The sequence below is a fragment of the Bacillus sp. JJ1532 genome (genome assembly GCF_036965085.1).
Classification (GTDB): domain Bacteria; phylum Bacillota; class Bacilli; order Bacillales; family Cytobacillaceae; genus Cytobacillus.
This window is the reverse complement of the sequence record NZ_JBALOW010000013.1, coordinates 76,394-95,554: the sequence shown is the minus strand read 5'-3', so window position 1 is coordinate 95,554 and position 19,161 is coordinate 76,394. Positions and strand designations below refer to the sequence as shown.

The following is a 19,161-nucleotide window of genomic DNA, read 5'->3' as shown; positions in this document are numbered from 1 at the left end:
CAAAACCATCTTTAAAGGGGCAGCTTACTGCTATTGTAATAAATCCTCCAAATGTTTCTGCCAATTTGGATTTTTATCTACAATAATTAAGACTGCCCCTTTCATAAATTATTCTTCTTCTTCCTCTTCTACATAACCATCTGTATATCGATAGTGTAAATCGCCAAACTGTGTATCGGTGCCGACTTCATCAAGCATGGCTTCGTATTCTTCATGCTTTTTCGAAGGATAAATGATTCTATCTGTCCCTTCAATGTTATTAGCAATAAAGGTTTCATAATCCTCCGTAAAGCCTTCATCATCATGCCCTTCGTTATAAAGGGAATTATAATCTTCATAATCGCCTCTAAGGTCGGATGGGGTTTCAGATGTACCGTAACGGGCAACCTCTTGGAAGCTGTCTTCATTATCAACAACCTCTCTAAACTGGTGATGCTGAAATGTATTTCCATGTGCTGGCTCCAGTACATCCTCTTCCACTGGGCGGTCACCTGGTACAATTTGTTCAGGGCTATGATCCTTACAGTATAATGTATAAGGGACAACCTCTAGCCTTTCGAATGGGATGTCCTCGCCACATACTGTACATTTCCCATAAGAACCTGTATGGATTGCCTCCAACGCGGCATTTACTTTATTTAACTGGGAATCATGATGCTCCTCAAGGGCAAAATCCTTTGTTCTGTCATATAATTCAGTCCCCATGTCTGCAGGGTGATTATCATAAGCAGATAACTCGCCAACTGTTTCTCTTGCATTTACGCCTTCTAGACTGCCTTCCTTATTTCCATGAAGCTGTGATTCTAAAGATGTTTTCTCCTCTTCTAATTGACGCATTAATTGGTTGAGTTGTTCAGACGATAACAAAACAATATCACATCCTCATCAAATTCGATTCGAGCTATTTTAAAACAGCAAGCAGTTGACAATCATATGTGTTTAGTATGAGCTTTACCTTAAAAAATAATTACTGAAATGCTGAAGCCCTATAGTGAACCTTCCCTTTTTAAACATGAAAAAAACCCTTGTTATGTACAAGGGTTAAAGTATTTCTTATAAAAAATAACCAATAAATAAACCGATTGATAATAAAAATCCAAAAATCGTATTCGTTTGAGCAGTTGCCTTCATTGCAGGCATCATTTGAATTGGAATTGTTTTTCCAATAAAACCTTTCGTTGCTTTAATCGCTTTCGGAGCGCTTAGAACAACAATCGCTAACCAAGGTGAAATAATATTCATGGCAATAAGAATGAAAACCCATGCATAAGAAATAATAAACATACTAGCAAGCAATTGAATGGCGCCTTTTCTTCCTAATAAAATCGCCAGCGTTTTTCTGCCAAACTCTTTATCGCCGTCCAAATCACGTATATTATTAGATAACATAATAGCACCGACAAGAATCAATATAGGGATCGACACTAAAATACTTGTTTCCGTTACTGTTCCAGTTTGAATAAAGAACGAAATGAGAATAATCAGCATGCCCATGAAAAATCCAGCAGCAATTTCACCAAATGGCGTGTACGCAATTGGAAATGGTCCTCCGGTGTAAAGATAGCCTACAAACATACAAATGATTCCGATCAAAGCTAACCACCAGCTGCTGTTCATACAAATGTATACTCCAATTAAGATCGAAACACCATATAAACCAAGGGCCAGCTTAAGAACTGTCTTTGGATGTATGCCATCACGTACAATAGCTCCACCAATCCCAACAGATTCTTCATTATCGAGCCCTCTTTTAAAATCGTAATATTCATTAAACATATTCGTTGCAGCTTGTATCAGCAAGCTTGCAATCAACATAGCAAAAAATAATCCAAAATGAATGCTTGTATCCTGAAGAGCTAAGGCCGTTCCAAGTAGTACTGGTACAAAAGCAGCGGTAAGAGTATGAGGTCTTGTCAGCTGCCACCAAACCCTCCAATCCCTAGAGTTGGTAGGCGGAATACTTGTATGCATTTGTGTTTGCATAAAACTCTCCCCTTGTCATCAATATAATCTATAATATCAAACCTATTTATTATAAAGGATAGGATGTCTTCTGTCAAAAATGACCGTAATAAAGGCTTTCCATCCTAAGTCTAAGCGGGAAGAAAGTAAGTGTCAATGGTACAAATTGAAAGCCGATAAAGATGAATTTTTCTTCTTTTCATTAAATTAGAAAAACCAGTCCTGAACATGACTATAATTGACATATGAATGAGAATAAGTGTATGTTAAAATAAGTTTATATGAAGGAATAACGGTTAATAGGTATTGTTGGAGGGATTTTTTTGGTTACCATAACAGAAACGGAACTAAAAGACGGGATCCTTGAAGCGATTGATAGGGCAAAGGCCTTATCTAAACCAGTTTTAGTAAGTGAAGTTCAGCAGATTAATCCTATAGATCCTCTTACTTTTTTCACGGCAGGCCGTGAAGCTTTTTTAGGTGAACGTTTTTTTTGGAAAGATCCATCAGATGAAACGTTCATTATTGGGATGGGAAGATGCAATCAAATTCAATCGGATCAGGCAGCTGGCCGTTTTTTTCATGTTGAAAAAGAGTGGAAGCGCTTTATTCAAGATGCCATTATTTATAACCGGTTTGAAATAGATGGAATAGGTCCTCTTATGTTTGGCGGTTTTTCCTTTGATCCTATTAAAGAGAAATCAAAACTCTGGGAGAAATTTTCGGATTCATTGTTTCATATTCCGACTTTTATGTACAGTGAAATAAAAGGAAAGGCCTATTTAACAACGAATGTGCTTTGTACACAAAATGATGATGAGTCTCTTATTGATGTTATTCACTTAGAGAGGCAGGCACTTTTCACTTCCCTATTAGACATTCGAAATAATGAAGGCCATCAATTAAATAATGAGTTAGAAATTAATCCTGAAAAATGGAAGGAACAGGTCCGTTCCATTGTGAATGAATTAAAGCAAGGTTCAATAGAAAAGGTCGTTTTGGCGAGGGAAACAAGATTATTTTTTGACAAACATGTTCAAGTGGAACAAGTACTTTCACAGCTATTGAATCTTCAAAGAGAGAGCTTTATTTTTGCATTTGAATCAAATGGTGATTGTTTTATTGGGGCTTCTCCAGAACGGCTTATCAAAAAGAGCGGAAAAAGCCTTTTTACGACATGTCTTGCTGGATCAATTGCAAGAGGCAAGTCGGAGAAGGAAGATAATCAGCTTGGTGAAGAATTATTAAATGACCGTAAGAACTTAATTGAGCATCAATATGTTGTGCAAATGATTAAAGAGGCGATGGAAGAATCTTGTGAGGAAGTATTATTGCCTGAAAAAACGCAGCTTCTAAAAACGAGAGACATTCAGCATCTTTATACGCCTGTCATTGGAAAGGCGAAGGAAGATACCTCATTACTCAATTTAGTTGATCGCCTGCATCCAACTCCTGCTTTAGGAGGACTGCCAAAGCAAGCAGCAGTAGAGAAAATCAGAGAAGTAGAAGATTTGGACAGGGGTTTTTACGGTGCACCGCTAGGTTGGCTTGACTATAAAGGGAATGGCGAATTTGCTGTTTCTATTCGTTCCGGCCTTATCCAAAAGGATGAAGCTTCAATCTTTGCTGGCTGTGGTGTTGTGAAGGATTCGAATCCAGAGAGTGAGTATATCGAAACGAAGATTAAATTTAGACCAATGCTAAGAGCATTAGGAGGTATAAATAAATGAATCATCAAGAAGCACTAACCTCTTATATTGCTGCATTCGTGACTGAGCTAGTAAATAATGGGGTAGAGGATGTTGTCGTAAGTCCTGGTTCTAGATCTACCCCAATGGCAATGGTCATCCTTGAGCATCCTGAACTTCGTGTACATATACATGTAGACGAACGTTCGGCTGCCTTTTTTGCTTTAGGGATTGCTAAAGCTTCGAAAAGGCCCGTGGCGATTTTATGTACTTCAGGCACAGCCGCAGCTAACTATTTTCCTGCTATTGTGGAAGCGAATGTATCGAGGGTGCCTTTAATTGTTCTAACGGCTGATAGACCGCATGAATTAAGAGATGTTGGCGCGCCACAGGCGATCGATCAAATTCATTTGTACGGAAAACATGTAAAATGGTTTGTAGAAATGGCACCTCCTGAAAATACTGTAGAGATGATTAGATATGCACGTACAGTATGTGCAAGAGCAGCTTCTACTGCTCTGCAGTCTCCAGCAGGGCCTGTCCATTTGAATTTCCCATTTAGGGAGCCGCTAATTCCACGATTGGACAGGGAAGACTTGTTCGAGGTAACGGAAAGAGCTGGGGGATATGTCGGGATTCAGCCAAGTGAATGGACATTATCGAATGAACAATTTAAAGAGTTGGGTGAAAGCATCCAGTCATATAAAAGAGGGATCATCGTTTGCGGTCCAATTGAGACAGAGGGGTTTAAGGCTGCCGTTATTAATCTTGCTGAAAAGCTTCAGTTCCCCATACTAGCAGACCCGCTTTCCCAGCTAAGAAGCGGAACGCATAGTGGAGCACAAATTATTGATACATATGATACGATTTTGAAAAGCGATAAAGCAAAGCGTGAACTAAAGCCTGATGTCATTATTCGTTTTGGGGCTTTGCCTGTTTCTAAGCCATTAACCATATTCTTAAAAGAGAATCATGATGTACCCCAATTCGTTATTGATGGCGGTGCAGGATGGCGGGATCCGGGGATGGTATCCTCTGAAATGATTTATTGCCAGGAAACGAGGTTTTGCCAAGCTATTCTACCATTTATTAAGGATGTGAAGGAAGAGAGTTTCCTTGAGAAGTGGGAGAAGGTCAATCAGCTTACCCGCAGCTGCCTAGCAAAAATAGAAGAAGTAACTGAATTAAGCGAAGGGAAGTTATTTTATCAGCTTGCCAATATGCTTCCTGAAGGAGCCGTATTATTTGTCGGCAATAGCATGCCTATAAGGGATTTAGATACTTTCTTCCATCTTAATGATAAGTCGATAAGGATAATGGCTAACCGTGGGGCAAACGGTATAGATGGAGTAATTTCTACTGCTCTTGGAGCAGGGACATGCCTGCAACCGCTATATTTAGTCCTAGGTGATTTAACTTTTTTCCACGATATGAATGGATTAATTGCCGCTAAACAATATGGAATTGATATTAATATTCTTTTAATCAATAATAATGGCGGAGGAATATTCTCTTTTCTGCCGCAAGCCAGTCACCCGAAAAACTTTGAAAAGCTATTTGGAACCCCACTAGATTTGAAGTTTCAATATGCTGTAGAAATGTACGGAGGGCAATATGATTTAATTTCAGATTGGGAGCATTTTTCTTCTGTTATGAATCAAAATAAAGATAGATCTGGATTAAAGGTAATGGAAATTACAACAAACCGGGAGAAAAATATTAGTGAGCATCGAGAGCTATGGGATGAGGTTTCCCGGGAAATAAGTCGATTCCTGGAGGTCGAATGCTGATGGATTTTGTTATCAACGGCATTCAATATCATATTGATAGGTGGGGCTCCTTAGAGGGGACCCCTTTACTATTGCTTCACGGCTTTACTGGAAGTGGTGCTTCATGGATTAGATTCAAGCCTTATTGGCAAAATTATCATGTCATTGCTGTTGATATTATTGGTCATGGCAAATCGGATTCTCCTACTGATGTATCAAAATATGATATTGAGGCAGTGGCGGAGGATTTACATACTATTTTGCAGAGGCTAGGAATTGGACAAACTAATTTATTAGGCTATTCCATGGGTGGAAGATTAGCTCTGACGTTTGCTCTACAATATCCTCAAACGGTTAGAAAGCTCATTCTAGAGAGCTCAACACCTGGACTAAAATCAGAAGATGAAAGGGAAGCAAGGCGCCTTCAGGACGAGAAGCTTGCCAGTCGAATTCAAGAACAGGGGATTGAGGATTTTGTGGATTACTGGGAGAATATCCCCCTTTTTCAAAGCCAGAAAGGACTCTCAGAGGATATTCGGCAACATATTAGAACAGAGCGATTAAGTAACTCGGCAGTAGGTTTGTCTAATAGTCTTAGAGGAATGGGCTCAGGCGCTCAAACTTCGTGGTGGGAGAGGCTTCATGAGATTTCTTTTCCTGTACTTTTAATAACAGGTGATATGGACAGTAAATTTTGTCAAATAGCAAAAGAAATGCATAAGGAATTAAAAAATGGAACTTGGATTTCCATTGATAAAAGTGGACATGCAATTCATGTGGAGAAACCAGAATTATTTGGTACAATAGTAAATGAATTCTTATCGTATGAAAAGGATCCAAATAGCAATCCTTTTTGATACGTTTGAAGAGAAATCAGTGCTAGCTATTAGCGCTGAATTAAGATATTTGTTAATTACATAAAAGGAGGATTCCGTCATGTCAGCAGTAGAATGGATTGCCGGACGCAAGTATGAAGAAATTATTTATGAAACATACAACGGAATAGCAAAGATCACGATTAACCGTCCAGAAAAACATAATGCTTTCACGCCAAGAACAGTATCCGAGCTAATTGATGCTTTCGCTTATGCACGTGATGATGCAAATGTTGGGGTTATCGTCCTAACTGGTGCAGGAGATAAAGCTTTCTGTTCAGGTGGAGATCAGTCTGTACGCGGTCATGGAGGCTATGTTGGGGACGATCAAATCCCGCGCTTGAACGTTCTTGATTTACAGCGTTTAATTCGTGTCATTCCAAAACCAGTTGTTGCTATGGTTAAAGGGTATGCGATCGGTGGGGGACATGTTCTCCATATCGTTTGTGATTTAACCATTGCTGCAGATAATGCCGTCTTTGGACAAACTGGTCCGAAAGTTGGAAGCTTTGATGCTGGGTATGGCTCAGGCTATTTAGCAAGAATTGTCGGTCATAAAAAGGCACGCGAAATTTGGTATCTATGCCGCCAGTATAATGCTCAAGAAGCTTTAGACATGGGGCTTGTTAATACAGTCGTTCCGCTTGATCAAGTGGAAGAGGAAACAATTAAGTGGTGCGAAGAAATGCTTGATAAGAGCCCAACTGCACTTCGTTTCCTTAAAGCTGCGTTTAATGCGGATACAGACGGTCTTGCTGGTATTCAGCAATTTGCTGGTGACGCAACATTGCTTTATTATACAACAGATGAAGCAAAAGAAGGCCGCGATGCCTTTAAGGAAAAGCGCAAGCCTGATTTTGGCCAATTCCCTCGTTTTCCTTGATTTAGATTGGACAAGATATATAAGAAACAGCCTGATGGGTCTGCCATCAGGCTGTTTTGTCTAATGCTTTTATATGAGGTGTAATAATGGATATGATGCAGAACTTTTTAATAAAGAGAGCTTTTTTAACACCAGACAGACCTGCTTATCATTTTGCAGGAAAAACATATACTTTTTCCGAAGCTTATGAAAAAGCTCATACAATAGCTGGCCAATTAACGGGGTATGGAGCCCAAAAGGGACAGTTTGCCGGAGTATTGCTCAGCAGCCATGTAGACACTGTTTTCATTTATTTAGCCCTTCATTTGCTTGGTGTGAAGGCAGTTATATTAAATAATCGTTTGACCCCTTCAGAAATAGCATGGCAAATGCAAGATTCGCATTCGGATTTATTGTTAACTGAAGAGAAATTTTCGAATACAGTTAATCAAATAAAACCGGTTCTTTCAGGTGTAACGATTATTGAAAAAGAGACACTTTTCAATTCCCCTGCTTCTAATCCGAGTATGATTGAAGAAATAAATTTAAACGATATATGTACAGTTATGTATACTTCAGGAACGACAGGACATCCAAAAGGTGTGCTTCAAACATACGGCAATCATTGGTGGAGTGCAATTGGCTCAGCATTAAATCTTGGGCTCTCTGAGCAGGATTGCTGGCTGTGCGCAGTGCCGTTATTTCATATTAGCGGCTATTCGATTCTAATGCGCAGCATCATATACGGAATGAAGATGGTGATTATGGAAGCCTTTGATGAAAAAGAGGCAATTCAAACTATCCGAAGTGAACAAGTAACGATAATGTCCAGTGTCAGCACGATGCTTTCTCGGATTGAAGAAGAGCTAATAGATGAACATTTGCCTTCAAAATTTCGTTGTATGTTATTAGGAGGAGGCCCGGCCTCTAAAGCTTTACTCGAAAAATGCAAACATAAGCAAATCCCCGTTTACCAAACATATGGCATGACAGAAACTTCCTCCCAGATCGTAACTCTCTCTCCAGAGTACAGCATGAGCAAACTAGGCTCAGCCGGGAAGGTATTATTCCCGTCACAGTTAAAAATTGTTCGATCAAATGGAGAAGAAGCGGGACCAAATGAGGCAGGGGAAATTCTAGTGAAAGGACCTAATGTCACGAGCGGATATTTAAACAAAGAAGTTGAAACAGAGAAAAAGATTGTCAATGGCTGGTTGTCCACAGGTGATATTGGCACATTGGATCAAGAAGGATTTCTATATGTGCTGGATCGCCGCTCGGATTTAATTATTTCCGGCGGTGAAAATATATATCCTGCTGAAATAGAAGGTGTGCTTGTTTCTCACCCAAGTATTTCGGATGCAGGGGTTATTGGTATGAAGGATGAGCAATGGGGAGAGGTTCCAATTGCTTTTGTTGTAAAAGTAAATGAAGTAGCTGCTGAAGAAATTCGCGAATTTTGCCAGCAGAAGCTTGCGAAATATAAAATACCGAAAAAAATCCTATTCCTTGATGAAATTCCTAGGAATGCCTCAAAAAAAATTTTAAGAAGAGAACTGCGAAAATTAATGTAAAATTAAAGGAAAGAGGCGCTTCCCAATGATTGCGCCTCTTAATGCAAAGTGTTATCCAAATGATGGTTCAAATGTTTTACAATCGGTTTCTTTACTATTATCAGCTGTCTTCCCCTTATGGCTTACTACATAAATCTGCTCGGCTGCACATTTATTTCCTTTTTCCCAATATGAACAGTTATTGACTTCGCATAAAACGTCTTTTGCCATTAGGATCCACTCCTTCTAAGTTCAAAAAATAGGGTCCTTTTTTGTAACCCTAATTTAGGTTGTGGAACTGGCTTCTCCTTCATTCCTGCCATATGAAGGAATTACAATAAAAGAAAAACCCTCCAAATGGAGGGAGAAGGGCTAATTTAGTGCTTTTTCAAGTGCCTTTAAGTTTTCACTCATAATTGAAAAATAGGTTGAATCATTGTTAATATCATGTTCTGTTAGCACAGAAAGATTGTGTAAATATAGAGGCTCTGCACCGAGCTCTTTCTGAATGATTTCCGTTAATTTAGAGCTTACATTTTGTTCAAAGAATACATATTTTAAATCATGTTCTTTAGCTTCAGTAATAATTTTCTCCAGCTGTTTTTGTGTAGGTTCACTAGACGAATTTAACCCTGAAACACTGATTTGCTCGACTCCATAGCGCTTTTCCCAGTAGCCAAATGCCGAATGGGAAACAATTATTTCTTTATGCTTCGATTGATCAACGATTGTCTTAAAGTCATTATTTAATTGATCGAGCTCTTTAATAAGTTCATCATAATTCGCGTTAAAGTCATCTTTATGTTTTGGCATCTTTTCAATTAGTGCATTTTTTGTTGCTTCAGCTAGATCCTTTGCATAAATAGGATCAATCCATATATGTGGATCAATGTCTCCATGGTTATGACCATCATCTTCTTGGTGTTCTTCTTCATGGCTTCCTTCATCATCATGGTGGTCTTCTTCCTCATGAGCGCTATCTTTTTCGATATTTGTATCCAAGTGCACATTTTCTCCGGCTGCGATCATTTGAACATCTTCGCCTTTTAAAATTTCCTTTGCCTTTTCGACAAAGCCCTCTAAGCCAAGACCGATAAAAATAAATAAGTCTGCATCAGCTAATTTCATCATATCCTTTTGTGTAGGTTCAAATGAGTGTTCATCAGCCCCAGGAGGATACACTGTTTTAGTTTCAACATACTTTCCGCCAATCCGTTCAGCAAAGTATTGCAAAGGATAGACAGTCGTATAAACAGTTAATGTATCGTTGTTCTTTTCTTTTTCTTCTTCCCCAGCAGCACAGCCTGTTAAAAACAAACTAAGCATTAAGAACAAAATAAATATCTTTTTCATGTTTTCTCCCCTTAAAGTAAAGCGTACTCGTTACGATTTGTATTATAAAAAAATTTTTAATATTGCGCAATTCGTAATCATTACGATTACAAATGTAATTTTACAAGAGAAAGAAATAAAAATCAATCAAAAATATTTGGTTATGTTATTAGTTATTTGTTATGCTTAAAATGGAATTAAAATTTTGAGGTGTAAATCAAATGAAATTAATTGATGAAATTTTAACCTTTAATCAGCAATTTGTAGAAGAAAAACAGTATGAAGAATTTACGACAACTAAGTTTCCCAATAAACGCATGGTATTATTAACATGTATGGATACTCGCCTCGTAGAACTATTGCCAAGAGCGATGAACTTGCGAAATGGCGATGTAAAAATTGTTAAAAATGCGGGAGCGCTCGTTACCCATCCGTTTGGGAGTATTATGAGAAGCTTGCTCGTAGCAGTCTATGAGCTTCAAGCTGAGGAAGTTTTAATTATTGGGCATCATGATTGCGGTATGAGCGGAATGAAACCCGATCATATCCTTGAAAGCATGAGAAAGCGTGGTAAGTCAGAAGCGGCTCTTGACACGATTACTTATTCTGGTGTGGATGTTAAGGAGTGGCTAAAAGGCTTCGATAATGTCGAGGAAAGTGTTGCTCACAGTGTCAAGATGGTAAAGAAACACCCGTTAATGCCAAATGATGTGCCTGTACATGGGTTAGTTATTGAACCGCGTACAGGTAAATTGGATGTCGTTGTGAACGGCTACGAAGATATAAAATTTTTATAAAATAACTCCTATACAACTTGTCATGAAAAGTGACAAGTTGTTTTATTTTTCAATAAGTGACTTCTCTTGCTTTTGCGGAACGGGATCAAAGCCACCCGGGTGAAAAGGATGACATTTCATTATTCTTTTTATTGTAAGCCAGCCCCCCTTTAATGCACCAAATCGTTTTACCGCTTCAAGGCCGTAATGAGAGCATGTTGGGTAAAATCGGCAAGTGGGCGGTTTTAATGGAGAGATAACTATTTGGTAAAATCGAATCAGTCCAAGTAATATTTTTTTCAACATGAACAACAATCCATTCTTTCATTTTGATAAAAAGATAGCATATTCTATTGCAATTGTCGAAAGTAAGGTTTCAGCACTTAAGCAATAAGCATATAATATAAAATTGATGAATATACTCGGAATATAAGTTACAATGGAAGAAATAGCTTAGGAGTGATTTGTGATGCCTTCAGTAGAAAGCTTTGAATTGGATCATAACGCTGTAAAAGCACCATTTGTAAGACATTGTGGAGTACATAAGGTCGGTTCAGATGGTGTCGTTAATAAATACGACATACGATTTTGCCAGCCGAATAAACAGGCGATGAAGCCAGATGCTATCCATACATTGGAACATCTTCTTGCCTTTAATATTCGCAAACATTCAGAGAAATATGATCACTTTGATATTATTGATATTTCCCCTATGGGCTGCCAGACAGGGTATTATTTAGTTGTAAGCGGCGAGCCGACAGTGGAGGAAATCATCGATTTGCTGGAAGATACGATGAAGGATGCGGTTGAGATTACTGAAATTCCTGCAGCCAATGAGAAGCAATGCGGCCAAGCAAAGCTGCATGATTTAGAAGGAGCTAAACGATTAATGCGTTTTTGGCTTGAACAATCGAAGGAAGACTTGAAGCAGGTTTTTGCATAAGTATTGATAAACAAAAAGCTAAGTGTACACTGTTGATTATGTGTACTCTTAGCTTTTTTATATTAGAATAGATTTTTTAGGAAAATTAATTATCTGACTTATTTTCCAATTCCTCTTGGTCAGCGGGAATGGAATCTATAGAATCAACAGTGTGCTTAAACATATAAGCTTTAGAAGTTGTGACAACTGCCAAAACAATAACAATGGCAACAATAATCACTGATATGGCTAAAACAGTAATCATGAAAAATCCCCCCTCGTCTTAATTAGTTTAACATGAAATTCAACGAGAAGGAGGAAGGGAATTCGAAAAATTTGCTGAGAAGCCGAATAGCAAGAAAATAAGGATTTGCTATGGGGAAAAGCCTGTGCAAAAAAATAAAAGCAGGGAGCATAAACAAATCGCTCAACTGCATTTTACTTTTTATAAATGAAAACGCTCTCATTTACCTGGTGGAATTATGTATTAAAAATAAGTCAGTGTATATTGCGATGTTGAATATTGGTGCTTCGCTGTGGCCTATAGTCTTCACTTGCAAATTTTCCTTTTAAGCTTTCGATTAAATAAAGCCCCATCAGATCATAAAGCTCTTGATTATTTAATTCATGAATAATATTTAATAAATCTTCCCTGCTCATTTCCTCTAGAAAAGCGAAGGTCAGCATATCAATATCTTCCTCATCACCAGTAAGCTTATGCCGATAAAGCTCATACAGTTCATCTACGATTTTCAACATGACACCCCCAACCTAAATTGTTTTTACTGTTATTTCTTATATTTTATACTTATTGAATCCCCTTGATGATAAAAAATATTCACCATTTGTCATTAAGGTTCCTTCTTTTTGAGAATAATATGTGACTTTAAGAAGAATAATGCATTTCGGCATTATTTTTAAACTGAATATGGAAAAGATAAGAATGAATATTAGCGTAAGGCACCCGCCTGCGGCTATTTTATCATAAGGGGCTGACTACTTTGAATGAAATGAAGAAAACGTATTATATAAAGGTAAATACTGGCGAAATTACAAAAAGTGCAACTGATTCGGCTTGGGATTTTAAAATAGAAGCAACAGATGAAGAGATTATTTCATTAAGGGAATTTTTTGATAACAATTATTCGATGGAATGGAAAAACTTCTACAGAGCCCATATTCCATTCATGGAATATCATAATGATAAAGAAAATGATGCGTATGATGATACACTAAGAAAAGTATATGGAATGATTTATCAGCTTGGAGATGAGGAAGCAAAAAGCCATATTGCAAGCATGGGGATTTTAGACGAAGATCAATAAAGTTAATAGATCATAAGAAGGTCAGACCCTTCACTTGGAGTGCTTGGGTCTGACACTTAGCATAACAATCATATTACAACGCCATTTCAACGGCTGAATCAATTACTTCCTGAGGTACAGTAATGGCATCAATGTTATTGTGATTTGAATATTGTCCGTTCATTTTTTGATTCATGATAATGGTTTGGTCTTCTACAGTTAGCTCCATTTCCATATTCATATCTAGAGCAACTGGTAAAAATGACTCTCTATCAATTAAAAATTTATATTCCACGGCATTAATTTTCATGCTGTTCATAAGATCCTCTTGTGCCATTTCAGGAGGAAGTGACTCTGCAGCTGTTTCTTTAATGAAGTCATTAAATTTATCACCAGAAGCTTTCAGATTTAAGATATAATTCTTTGAATCTTGCTCAAAAGTGAAATCCTCCACAAACTGCTGTAATTTCTTAAGCTCTTCTCCAGGATTCGTTTGCTTACCTGACATTTGCAAGAATGCATCAGTCATTTCTTGTGGAAACTTCATCCATTGCTTCCCAGAAGGCTCATAAAAGTACATGCCTTCCTCAGTAAAGTAGCTCTCTGTTTCAAATTCCTCACCTGTATCCCCTAAGGACATCGTCATTTTTTGATAGAAGGCCATTGGGTCCTGTACAACGTTCATCTCAATGACAGACTGAGTTTGCAAGTTCATTTCTTCTTGATCGGAAGTTATATCTTGATCCAAGTTCATTTTTACTGAGAAGCTTGCTAGATTATTAGAGGCCTCTGTTGATTTTTCAAGAACTTCTTCTAATGTCAATTGGGATGGCTTTTCAGCAGCTGCAGGTGTTTCGCTATTCTTTGCAGATTCATTAACAGGCTCAGCAGACTGATTGCATGCAGCAAGCATGAAAGTCAATAGAAAGCCCGTCAAAATGGATAATGTTTTTTTCAAAATAGACACTCCCTTTTCGTTATTCACCTATTATATACGGGAAAATTAGCCAGCGGTTTCAATAAAATGAAGATTCATACTTTTTTCACATAATAATCCATAGGAAATATGAAATTAGTAACAGAAACCATTTCGCGATATAATTTAATTAAAATGTGGAGGTTTAAAATGGAAACATTTAAAGATTTTAACGGCGGAACAGTGAAGCTTTCCTTTAAAAATCATTCATTTAATCAAAAGCCAGAGCATGTTCTTGTTATATGTAAAATGAATGATAAATGGCTATTAACCAACCATTCAAAAAGGGGCATGGAATTTCCAGGGGGAAAAGTGGAACTAGGTGAGTCTCTTGAGGAAGCGGCGCGCAGAGAAGTGCTTGAGGAAACAGGTGCAACGATTAAAGAGCTGCAATTTATTGGAGAATATGAAGTTTCTGATGCGAAGAGTACGTTCGTAAAAGCAATTTTTTACGCATCCATAGATAAACTGGATGGCAAAGAACATTACTTTGAAACTAAAGGACCAGTACTGATTGAGGGAGATCTTTTGACATTAAGATGGGGCCCTCAATTTAGCTTCATCATGAAGGATAAAGTGATTGAACAAAGTATATTGAAACTGATGCAAATGCGGTAAGGAGAGCGATTAATTAAAGAAAAGAAAATGGAAAGGGGAGTAATATGCTGAATATGAATCCAGAACAATTTGTATTGAAGCCAGTATTTGCTACAATTCATTGCGAGCCCAATTGGCGCTGGAAAAGAAGAGATATTCCCCTTCCTAATTACGATTTATTTTATATATGGAATGGGGAAGGAACGGTCATTCTTAATGATAAAAAGTATCAGGTTCAAAAAGGCAGCTGTTTTCTTTTTAAGCCGGGAGACAGGCCAGCTGCAGAGCATAACCCCCAATTTCCACTTGTATTAAGCTATATTCACTTTGACATGCTTGAGTTTCCTGAAATGCTTCCGAATACTTATCGTATAGTTGAACATACTATCTGTTTTGAGTCACTTTTAACTCGCTATGTTCGCTTATTATTAGTACAATCATTTGGCGCTGAAATTGAGGCAAAGCTTATTTTAAAGCAATTAATGATTCAATTGCTAAGGGAAGAAATAGAGCATTTAGATTATCATGAAACAGCAAGCCACAGTATTCTCGAAACCATTCGAGAAATAGCAAATTATGTCCGTCAGCATCCAGGGGATTTACACTCAGTAATAAGCTTGTCAACTCGTGCCAATCTTTCACCGCGATATTTCTCCCAAAAGTTTAAAGAAATTATTGGCCAAACGGTGCGTTCATACATTATTCGTGCACGCATTGAACGGGCAGAGCATTTACTTCACTATACAGGAATGACAGTAACAGAGGTTGCAGAAGCACTTGGATATAATGACCTTCATTTTTTTAGCAGACAATTTAAGAAATATACAGGTAAAAAACCTTCACAACTTAGATAAGAATACTATCACTCAAAAACGTCAGGTCCTCTAACTTGACGTTTTTTTTGTTTAATAAATTTGTTAAAAAGTGCAAACATTTAACCATTTAATCTAAATATTTCTTTCTTTTATAATGGTAAAATAAAGAAAATTCAATGAAGTCAAGTTGTTTTTGAAAGCTGAAGAAGGAGGAATCTACTTGAGTAAGGATTATATTCAGCAAATGATTGCAGACCGTCTTGGAGGTTTAACTTTCGGGAAAAAAGAAGAAATGTATAAATTTGAAAAAATTAAGCGATTGAAGAGAGAAGCAAGTCATGCAAATCCTTATATGGAGCTGATTGATTTAGGAGTAGGAGAGCCTGATGAAATGGCAGATTCTGCAGTTGTGAAAATTTTGGCTGAGGAGGCTGCCAAGAAAGAAAATCGTTATTATGCAGATAATGGAATTTCAGAGTTTAAGGAAGCTGCTGCTGCTTATATGAAAAGTGTATTTGGTGTGAACGGGCTTGATCCGGAGCAGGAGATTAATCATGTAATTGGTACAAAATCTGCATTAGCCATGCTGCCCGCTGCTTTTATTAACCAAGGCGATATAACCATTATGCCTGCACCTAGTTATCCCATTCTATCAGCCCATACAAAATACTATGACGGTGACATTGCGTATCTGCCTTTAACTTCAGAAAATTTATTTCTTCCGGACCTAAGTACTTTAGAAAAAAGTATTGTAGATAAAGCAAAAATTCTTTATTTGAATTACCCAAATAATCCAACGGGAGCTATGGCAACAAAAGAGTTTTTTGAAGAGGTTGTTCAATTTGCTAAGAAAAACAAGCTGATCGTAGTACATGATGCAGCCTATGCAGCTCTCGTATTTGACGGAGAAAAACCGCTAAGCTTTCTATCTATTGAAGGAGCTAAGGAGGTTGGGGTTGAACTGCATTCTCTATCAAAATCATTTAGTATGACGGGCTGGCGCATCGGTTTTATTGCCGGAAATTCAAAAATCATTAAAGCCTTTGCTGCTGTGAAGGATAACTCGGATTCAGGTCAATTCATTGCCATTCAGAAGGCGGCTGCCTATGCACTTTCAAATCCTGAAATAACAGAGCGGACTGCAGAAAAGTATTCTAGGCGGCATGAATTATTAGCCAGCGTCTTAAATGAATGCGGGATCTGGGCAGAGAAGCCAAAGGGTTCATTTTTCTTATACACTAAGATACCAAAAGGGGTTGTTGGCGGCCCGCAATTTCAAACAGCAGAGGAGTTCAGTCACTACTTACTTAAAGAACACTTAATATCAACTGTTCCATGGGATGATGCAGGCCATTATATTCGATTTTCGGTAACATTCCAAGCTAAGGATCAGAAAGATGAGCAAAGAGTAATGAATGAAATCAAATCGAGGCTGAGTCGAGTAAATTTTTATTATAAAGAGGAGAGTGAAAATGTTATTTACTAAAATGCATGGCCTAGGAAATAACTATGTCCTTTTCGATCTATTAAAATCTCAATTTAATAACCAAGACATTTCACAATTATCAATGAAGATATCGGATGTCAATTTTGGCATCGGATCAGATGGCATTATTTTAATTGGCCCATCATCTATAGCTGATTTTCAGATGAGAATCTTTAATTCAGACGGTTCAGAAGCAAAGAATTGTGGAAATGGATTGCGGTGTACAGCTAAATATTTGTTCGATCACAATCATGCTAAAGCTAAGTGCTTTACGATTGAAACATTAGGTGGTGTTGTTCAGGCGGAGGTTGAAATAGATCAAGGTCAAACAGTCCAATATGTAACAGTAAATATGGGGGAGCCGAAGTTTTTGAGAAGTGAAATTCCTCTCATTGGCCATCCATTAGATAAGGCAATTAATGAACAATTTGTCATTGGCAATGAAATTTATCATTTAACCTGTGTTTCAATGGGCAATCCGCATGCCATCTTTTTTGTTGATGATGTTCATGAGTTTCCATTAGAACAAATAGGTCCTATTATTGAAAATTCATATTTTTTTCCTGATAGAGTGAACGTAGGAATCGTTCATGTGGTAAATAATTGTGAGATTCAATACCGAGTCTGGGAAAGGGGTTCTGGACTGACGATGGCCTGTGGCACAGGTGCTTGTGCTGCAGTCGTAGCAGCAACAATAAATAATAGGCTAGACAAAAATATTCCTATTACTGTTCATCTCCCAGGAGGTGACCTAACAGTAAAATGGGATCATCAAAATCAAGTTTGGAAGAAAGGACCGGCAGAATACATCTGCAGCGGGGACATTAAAATTCCTACCTTATTTTAGCAAGCAAATGCGATGGAAGTACTTTAATCATTTAGGGGGATTTACAATGACGGTATCCTACACAAAAGAAAAAATTTTAAAAAGAATAAAAGAGGAAAATGTTCGATATATCCGATTACAATTTACAGATATTCTGGGTTCAGTTAAAAACGTTGAAATTCCGGTTAGCCAACTATTAAAAGCACTAGAGAATAAAATGATGTTTGATGGGTCATCAATAGAAGGCTTTGTGAGAATTGAAGAATCAGATATGTATTTATATCCCGATATAGACACTTTTGTTATTTTTCCATGGACAGATGACAAAGGAAAGGTTGCTAGATTGATATGCGATATTTATCATCCAGACGGAACGCCGTTTGAAGGGGATCCAAGAAATAATTTAAAACGGGTTTTGAAGGAAATGGAGAGGCTTGGTTTTTCAGATTTTAATATTGGGCCAGAGCCGGAGTTTTTCCTATTCAAGCTAGATGAAAAAGGCAGGCCGACATTAGAGTTAAATGATCAGGGCGGTTATTTTGATCTGGCACCAACAGATTTGGGAGAAAACTGCAGGCGGGATATCGTATTGGAATTAGAGGAAATGGGCTTTGAAATTGAAGCCTCTCACCATGAGGTGGCACCTGGGCAGCATGAAATTGATTTTAAATATCAAAGGGCATTAAAGGCTTGTGATGATATTCAAACTTTTAAGATTGTAGTAAAAACAATTGCCCGCAAGCACGGACTTCACGCGACCTTTATGCCAAAGCCATTATTTGGCGTTAACGGCTCCGGGATGCATTCAAACCTTTCCTTGTTCAAAAATGGAGAAAACACCTTTTATGAAACAGATGGTGTTCTTGGGCTTAGTGATACAGCAAGACAGTTTATTGCCGGCATTTTATTGCATGCTCCTAGCTTTACCGCTATTACAAACCCAACGGTCAATTCTTATAAAAGACTAGTGCCTGGCTACGAGGCTCCCTGTTATGTTGCTTGGTCAGCTAGAAACAGAAGTCCGCTTATTCGCATCCCGGCATCTCGTGGAGTAAGTACTCGCGTAGAGGTACGAAGTGTAGACCCCTCTGCAAATCCTTATTTGGCTGCTGCTGTACTCCTGGCAGCAGGATTAGATGGAATCACCAATAAATTAACCCCACCTCTTCCAGTTGACAGTAATATTTACAATATGTCAAAAGAAGATCGACTGAAAAATGGCATTGCGGACTTACCTGAAACTTTAGCTCAAGCACTAGAAATCTTAAAGACGAATGAAGTGATCACAAATGCATTAGGAAATCATTTGTTAACCCATTTTATAAGGGCTAAAGAAATCGAATGGGATATGTTCCGTACACAGGTGCATCCATGGGAGAGGGAAAACTATATCCTACAATACTAAATTGCCCCATGCT

At 37.9% G+C, this 19,161-nt stretch carries 21 protein-coding genes; 13 read left to right on the top strand and 8 right to left on the bottom strand.

Annotated features, from left to right (window positions below; all coding sequences use genetic code 11):
- Positions 1-108: 108 nt before the first annotated feature.
- Both V7122_RS05955 and V7122_RS05950 read right to left on the bottom strand, forming a co-directional pair.
- On the bottom strand, positions 109-867 hold the full coding sequence (locus tag V7122_RS05955; RefSeq protein ID WP_335345252.1) for a TraR/DksA C4-type zinc finger protein: 759 nt from the start codon (positions 865-867) through the stop codon (positions 109-111).
- A 186-nt stretch (positions 868-1,053) separates the two neighbouring features.
- On the bottom strand, positions 1,054-1,983 hold the full coding sequence (locus tag V7122_RS05950) for a 1,4-dihydroxy-2-naphthoate polyprenyltransferase (protein ID WP_335526040.1): 930 nt from the start codon (positions 1,981-1,983) through the stop codon (positions 1,054-1,056).
- Between the two features lie 302 nt (positions 1,984-2,285).
- Between V7122_RS05950 and V7122_RS05945 the strand changes: the two genes are divergently transcribed.
- From V7122_RS05945 to V7122_RS05925, 5 genes are all read left to right on the top strand, one after another.
- The gene (locus tag V7122_RS05945) at positions 2,286-3,692 is read left to right on the top strand and encodes an isochorismate synthase (RefSeq protein WP_335526039.1); all 1,407 of its coding nucleotides are present in this window, start codon (positions 2,286-2,288) and stop codon (positions 3,690-3,692) included.
- Positions 3,689-5,440, top strand: coding sequence for a 2-succinyl-5-enolpyruvyl-6-hydroxy-3-cyclohexene-1-carboxylic-acid synthase (gene menD, locus V7122_RS05940; protein ID WP_335526038.1), 1,752 nt, complete (start codon positions 3,689-3,691; stop codon positions 5,438-5,440). The genes V7122_RS05945 and menD overlap by 4 nt, the downstream gene beginning before the upstream one ends.
- Positions 5,440-6,276: a 2-succinyl-6-hydroxy-2,4-cyclohexadiene-1-carboxylate synthase gene (menH, locus tag V7122_RS05935; RefSeq protein ID WP_335526037.1), complete on the top strand. Its 837-nt coding sequence runs from the start codon at positions 5,440-5,442 to the stop codon at positions 6,274-6,276. Before menD ends, menH begins: the two co-directional genes overlap by 1 nt.
- A 79-nt stretch (positions 6,277-6,355) precedes the next feature.
- Positions 6,356-7,177 carry a 1,4-dihydroxy-2-naphthoyl-CoA synthase gene (menB, locus tag V7122_RS05930; RefSeq protein ID WP_335345247.1) on the top strand — a complete coding sequence of 274 codons (822 nt, stop codon included), beginning with the start codon at positions 6,356-6,358 and terminating at the stop codon, positions 7,175-7,177.
- A gap of 92 nt (positions 7,178-7,269) precedes the next feature.
- Positions 7,270-8,730, top strand: coding sequence for an o-succinylbenzoate--CoA ligase (locus tag V7122_RS05925; protein ID WP_335526048.1), 1,461 nt, complete (start codon positions 7,270-7,272; stop codon positions 8,728-8,730).
- Between the two features lie 51 nt (positions 8,731-8,781).
- On the opposite strand, the gene V7122_RS05920 is transcribed toward V7122_RS05925, so the two are convergent.
- Both V7122_RS05920 and V7122_RS05915 read right to left on the bottom strand, forming a co-directional pair.
- Entirely contained in the window at positions 8,782-8,940 is a 159-nt protein-coding gene (locus tag V7122_RS05920) for a DUF1540 domain-containing protein (RefSeq protein WP_335353304.1), read from the bottom strand.
- 141 nt (positions 8,941-9,081) lie between these two features.
- Entirely contained in the window at positions 9,082-10,062 is a 981-nt protein-coding gene (locus V7122_RS05915) for a metal ABC transporter solute-binding protein, Zn/Mn family (RefSeq protein WP_335526036.1), read from the bottom strand.
- A 200-nt stretch (positions 10,063-10,262) separates the two neighbouring features.
- Between V7122_RS05915 and V7122_RS05910 the strand changes: the two genes are divergently transcribed.
- Positions 10,263-10,838 carry a beta-class carbonic anhydrase gene (locus tag V7122_RS05910; RefSeq protein ID WP_335347447.1) on the top strand — a complete coding sequence of 192 codons (576 nt, stop codon included), beginning with the start codon at positions 10,263-10,265 and terminating at the stop codon, positions 10,836-10,838.
- Positions 10,839-10,880: 42 nt separating this feature from the next.
- On the opposite strand, the gene yidD is transcribed toward V7122_RS05910, so the two are convergent.
- Positions 10,881-11,123 (bottom strand): membrane protein insertion efficiency factor YidD, encoded by a 243-nt coding sequence (yidD, locus tag V7122_RS05905; protein WP_335526035.1) that lies wholly within the window; start codon positions 11,121-11,123, stop codon positions 10,881-10,883.
- A gap of 163 nt (positions 11,124-11,286) precedes the next feature.
- On the opposite strand from yidD, the gene V7122_RS05900 reads away from it, so the two are divergent.
- Positions 11,287-11,760 (top strand): S-ribosylhomocysteine lyase, encoded by a 474-nt coding sequence (locus V7122_RS05900; protein ID WP_335353308.1) that lies wholly within the window; start codon positions 11,287-11,289, stop codon positions 11,758-11,760.
- 85 nt (positions 11,761-11,845) lie between these two features.
- On the opposite strand, the gene ytzI is transcribed toward V7122_RS05900, so the two are convergent.
- Both ytzI and V7122_RS05890 read right to left on the bottom strand, forming a co-directional pair.
- Complete coding sequence (gene ytzI / locus V7122_RS05895) at positions 11,846-12,004, bottom strand: YtzI protein (RefSeq protein WP_335347450.1); 159 nt, start codon at positions 12,002-12,004, stop codon at positions 11,846-11,848.
- A 233-nt stretch (positions 12,005-12,237) separates the two neighbouring features.
- Positions 12,238-12,495 carry a DUF6154 family protein gene (locus V7122_RS05890; RefSeq protein ID WP_335347458.1) on the bottom strand — a complete coding sequence of 86 codons (258 nt, stop codon included), beginning with the start codon at positions 12,493-12,495 and terminating at the stop codon, positions 12,238-12,240.
- Between the two features lie 254 nt (positions 12,496-12,749).
- Here V7122_RS05890 and V7122_RS05885 point away from each other — a divergent pair, with 254 nt between their 5' ends.
- Positions 12,750-13,064 (top strand): hydrolase, encoded by a 315-nt coding sequence (locus V7122_RS05885; RefSeq protein ID WP_335526047.1) that lies wholly within the window; start codon positions 12,750-12,752, stop codon positions 13,062-13,064.
- Positions 13,065-13,137: 73 nt separating this feature from the next.
- Here V7122_RS05885 and V7122_RS05880 read toward each other — a convergent pair whose 3' ends face one another.
- Positions 13,138-14,010 (bottom strand): DUF6612 family protein, encoded by an 873-nt coding sequence (locus V7122_RS05880; RefSeq protein ID WP_335526034.1) that lies wholly within the window; start codon positions 14,008-14,010, stop codon positions 13,138-13,140.
- 159 nt (positions 14,011-14,169) lie between these two features.
- Here V7122_RS05880 and ytkD point away from each other — a divergent pair, with 159 nt between their 5' ends.
- From ytkD to glnA, 5 genes are all read left to right on the top strand, one after another.
- The gene (gene ytkD / locus V7122_RS05875; protein WP_335353310.1) at positions 14,170-14,637 is read left to right on the top strand and encodes an RNA deprotection pyrophosphohydrolase; all 468 of its coding nucleotides are present in this window, start codon (positions 14,170-14,172) and stop codon (positions 14,635-14,637) included.
- A gap of 44 nt (positions 14,638-14,681) precedes the next feature.
- Positions 14,682-15,470, top strand: coding sequence for an AraC family transcriptional regulator (locus tag V7122_RS05870; RefSeq protein WP_335526033.1), 789 nt, complete (start codon positions 14,682-14,684; stop codon positions 15,468-15,470).
- Between the two features lie 181 nt (positions 15,471-15,651).
- Positions 15,652-16,917 (top strand): LL-diaminopimelate aminotransferase, encoded by a 1,266-nt coding sequence (locus V7122_RS05865; protein WP_438824768.1) that lies wholly within the window; start codon positions 15,652-15,654, stop codon positions 16,915-16,917.
- Complete coding sequence (gene dapF / locus V7122_RS05860) at positions 16,904-17,764, top strand: diaminopimelate epimerase (protein ID WP_335526032.1); 861 nt, start codon at positions 16,904-16,906, stop codon at positions 17,762-17,764. The genes V7122_RS05865 and dapF overlap by 14 nt, the downstream gene beginning before the upstream one ends.
- 46 nt (positions 17,765-17,810) lie before the next feature.
- Entirely contained in the window at positions 17,811-19,148 is a 1,338-nt protein-coding gene (glnA, locus tag V7122_RS05855) for a type I glutamate--ammonia ligase (protein WP_335526031.1), read from the top strand.
- Positions 19,149-19,161: the final 13 nt, after the last annotated feature.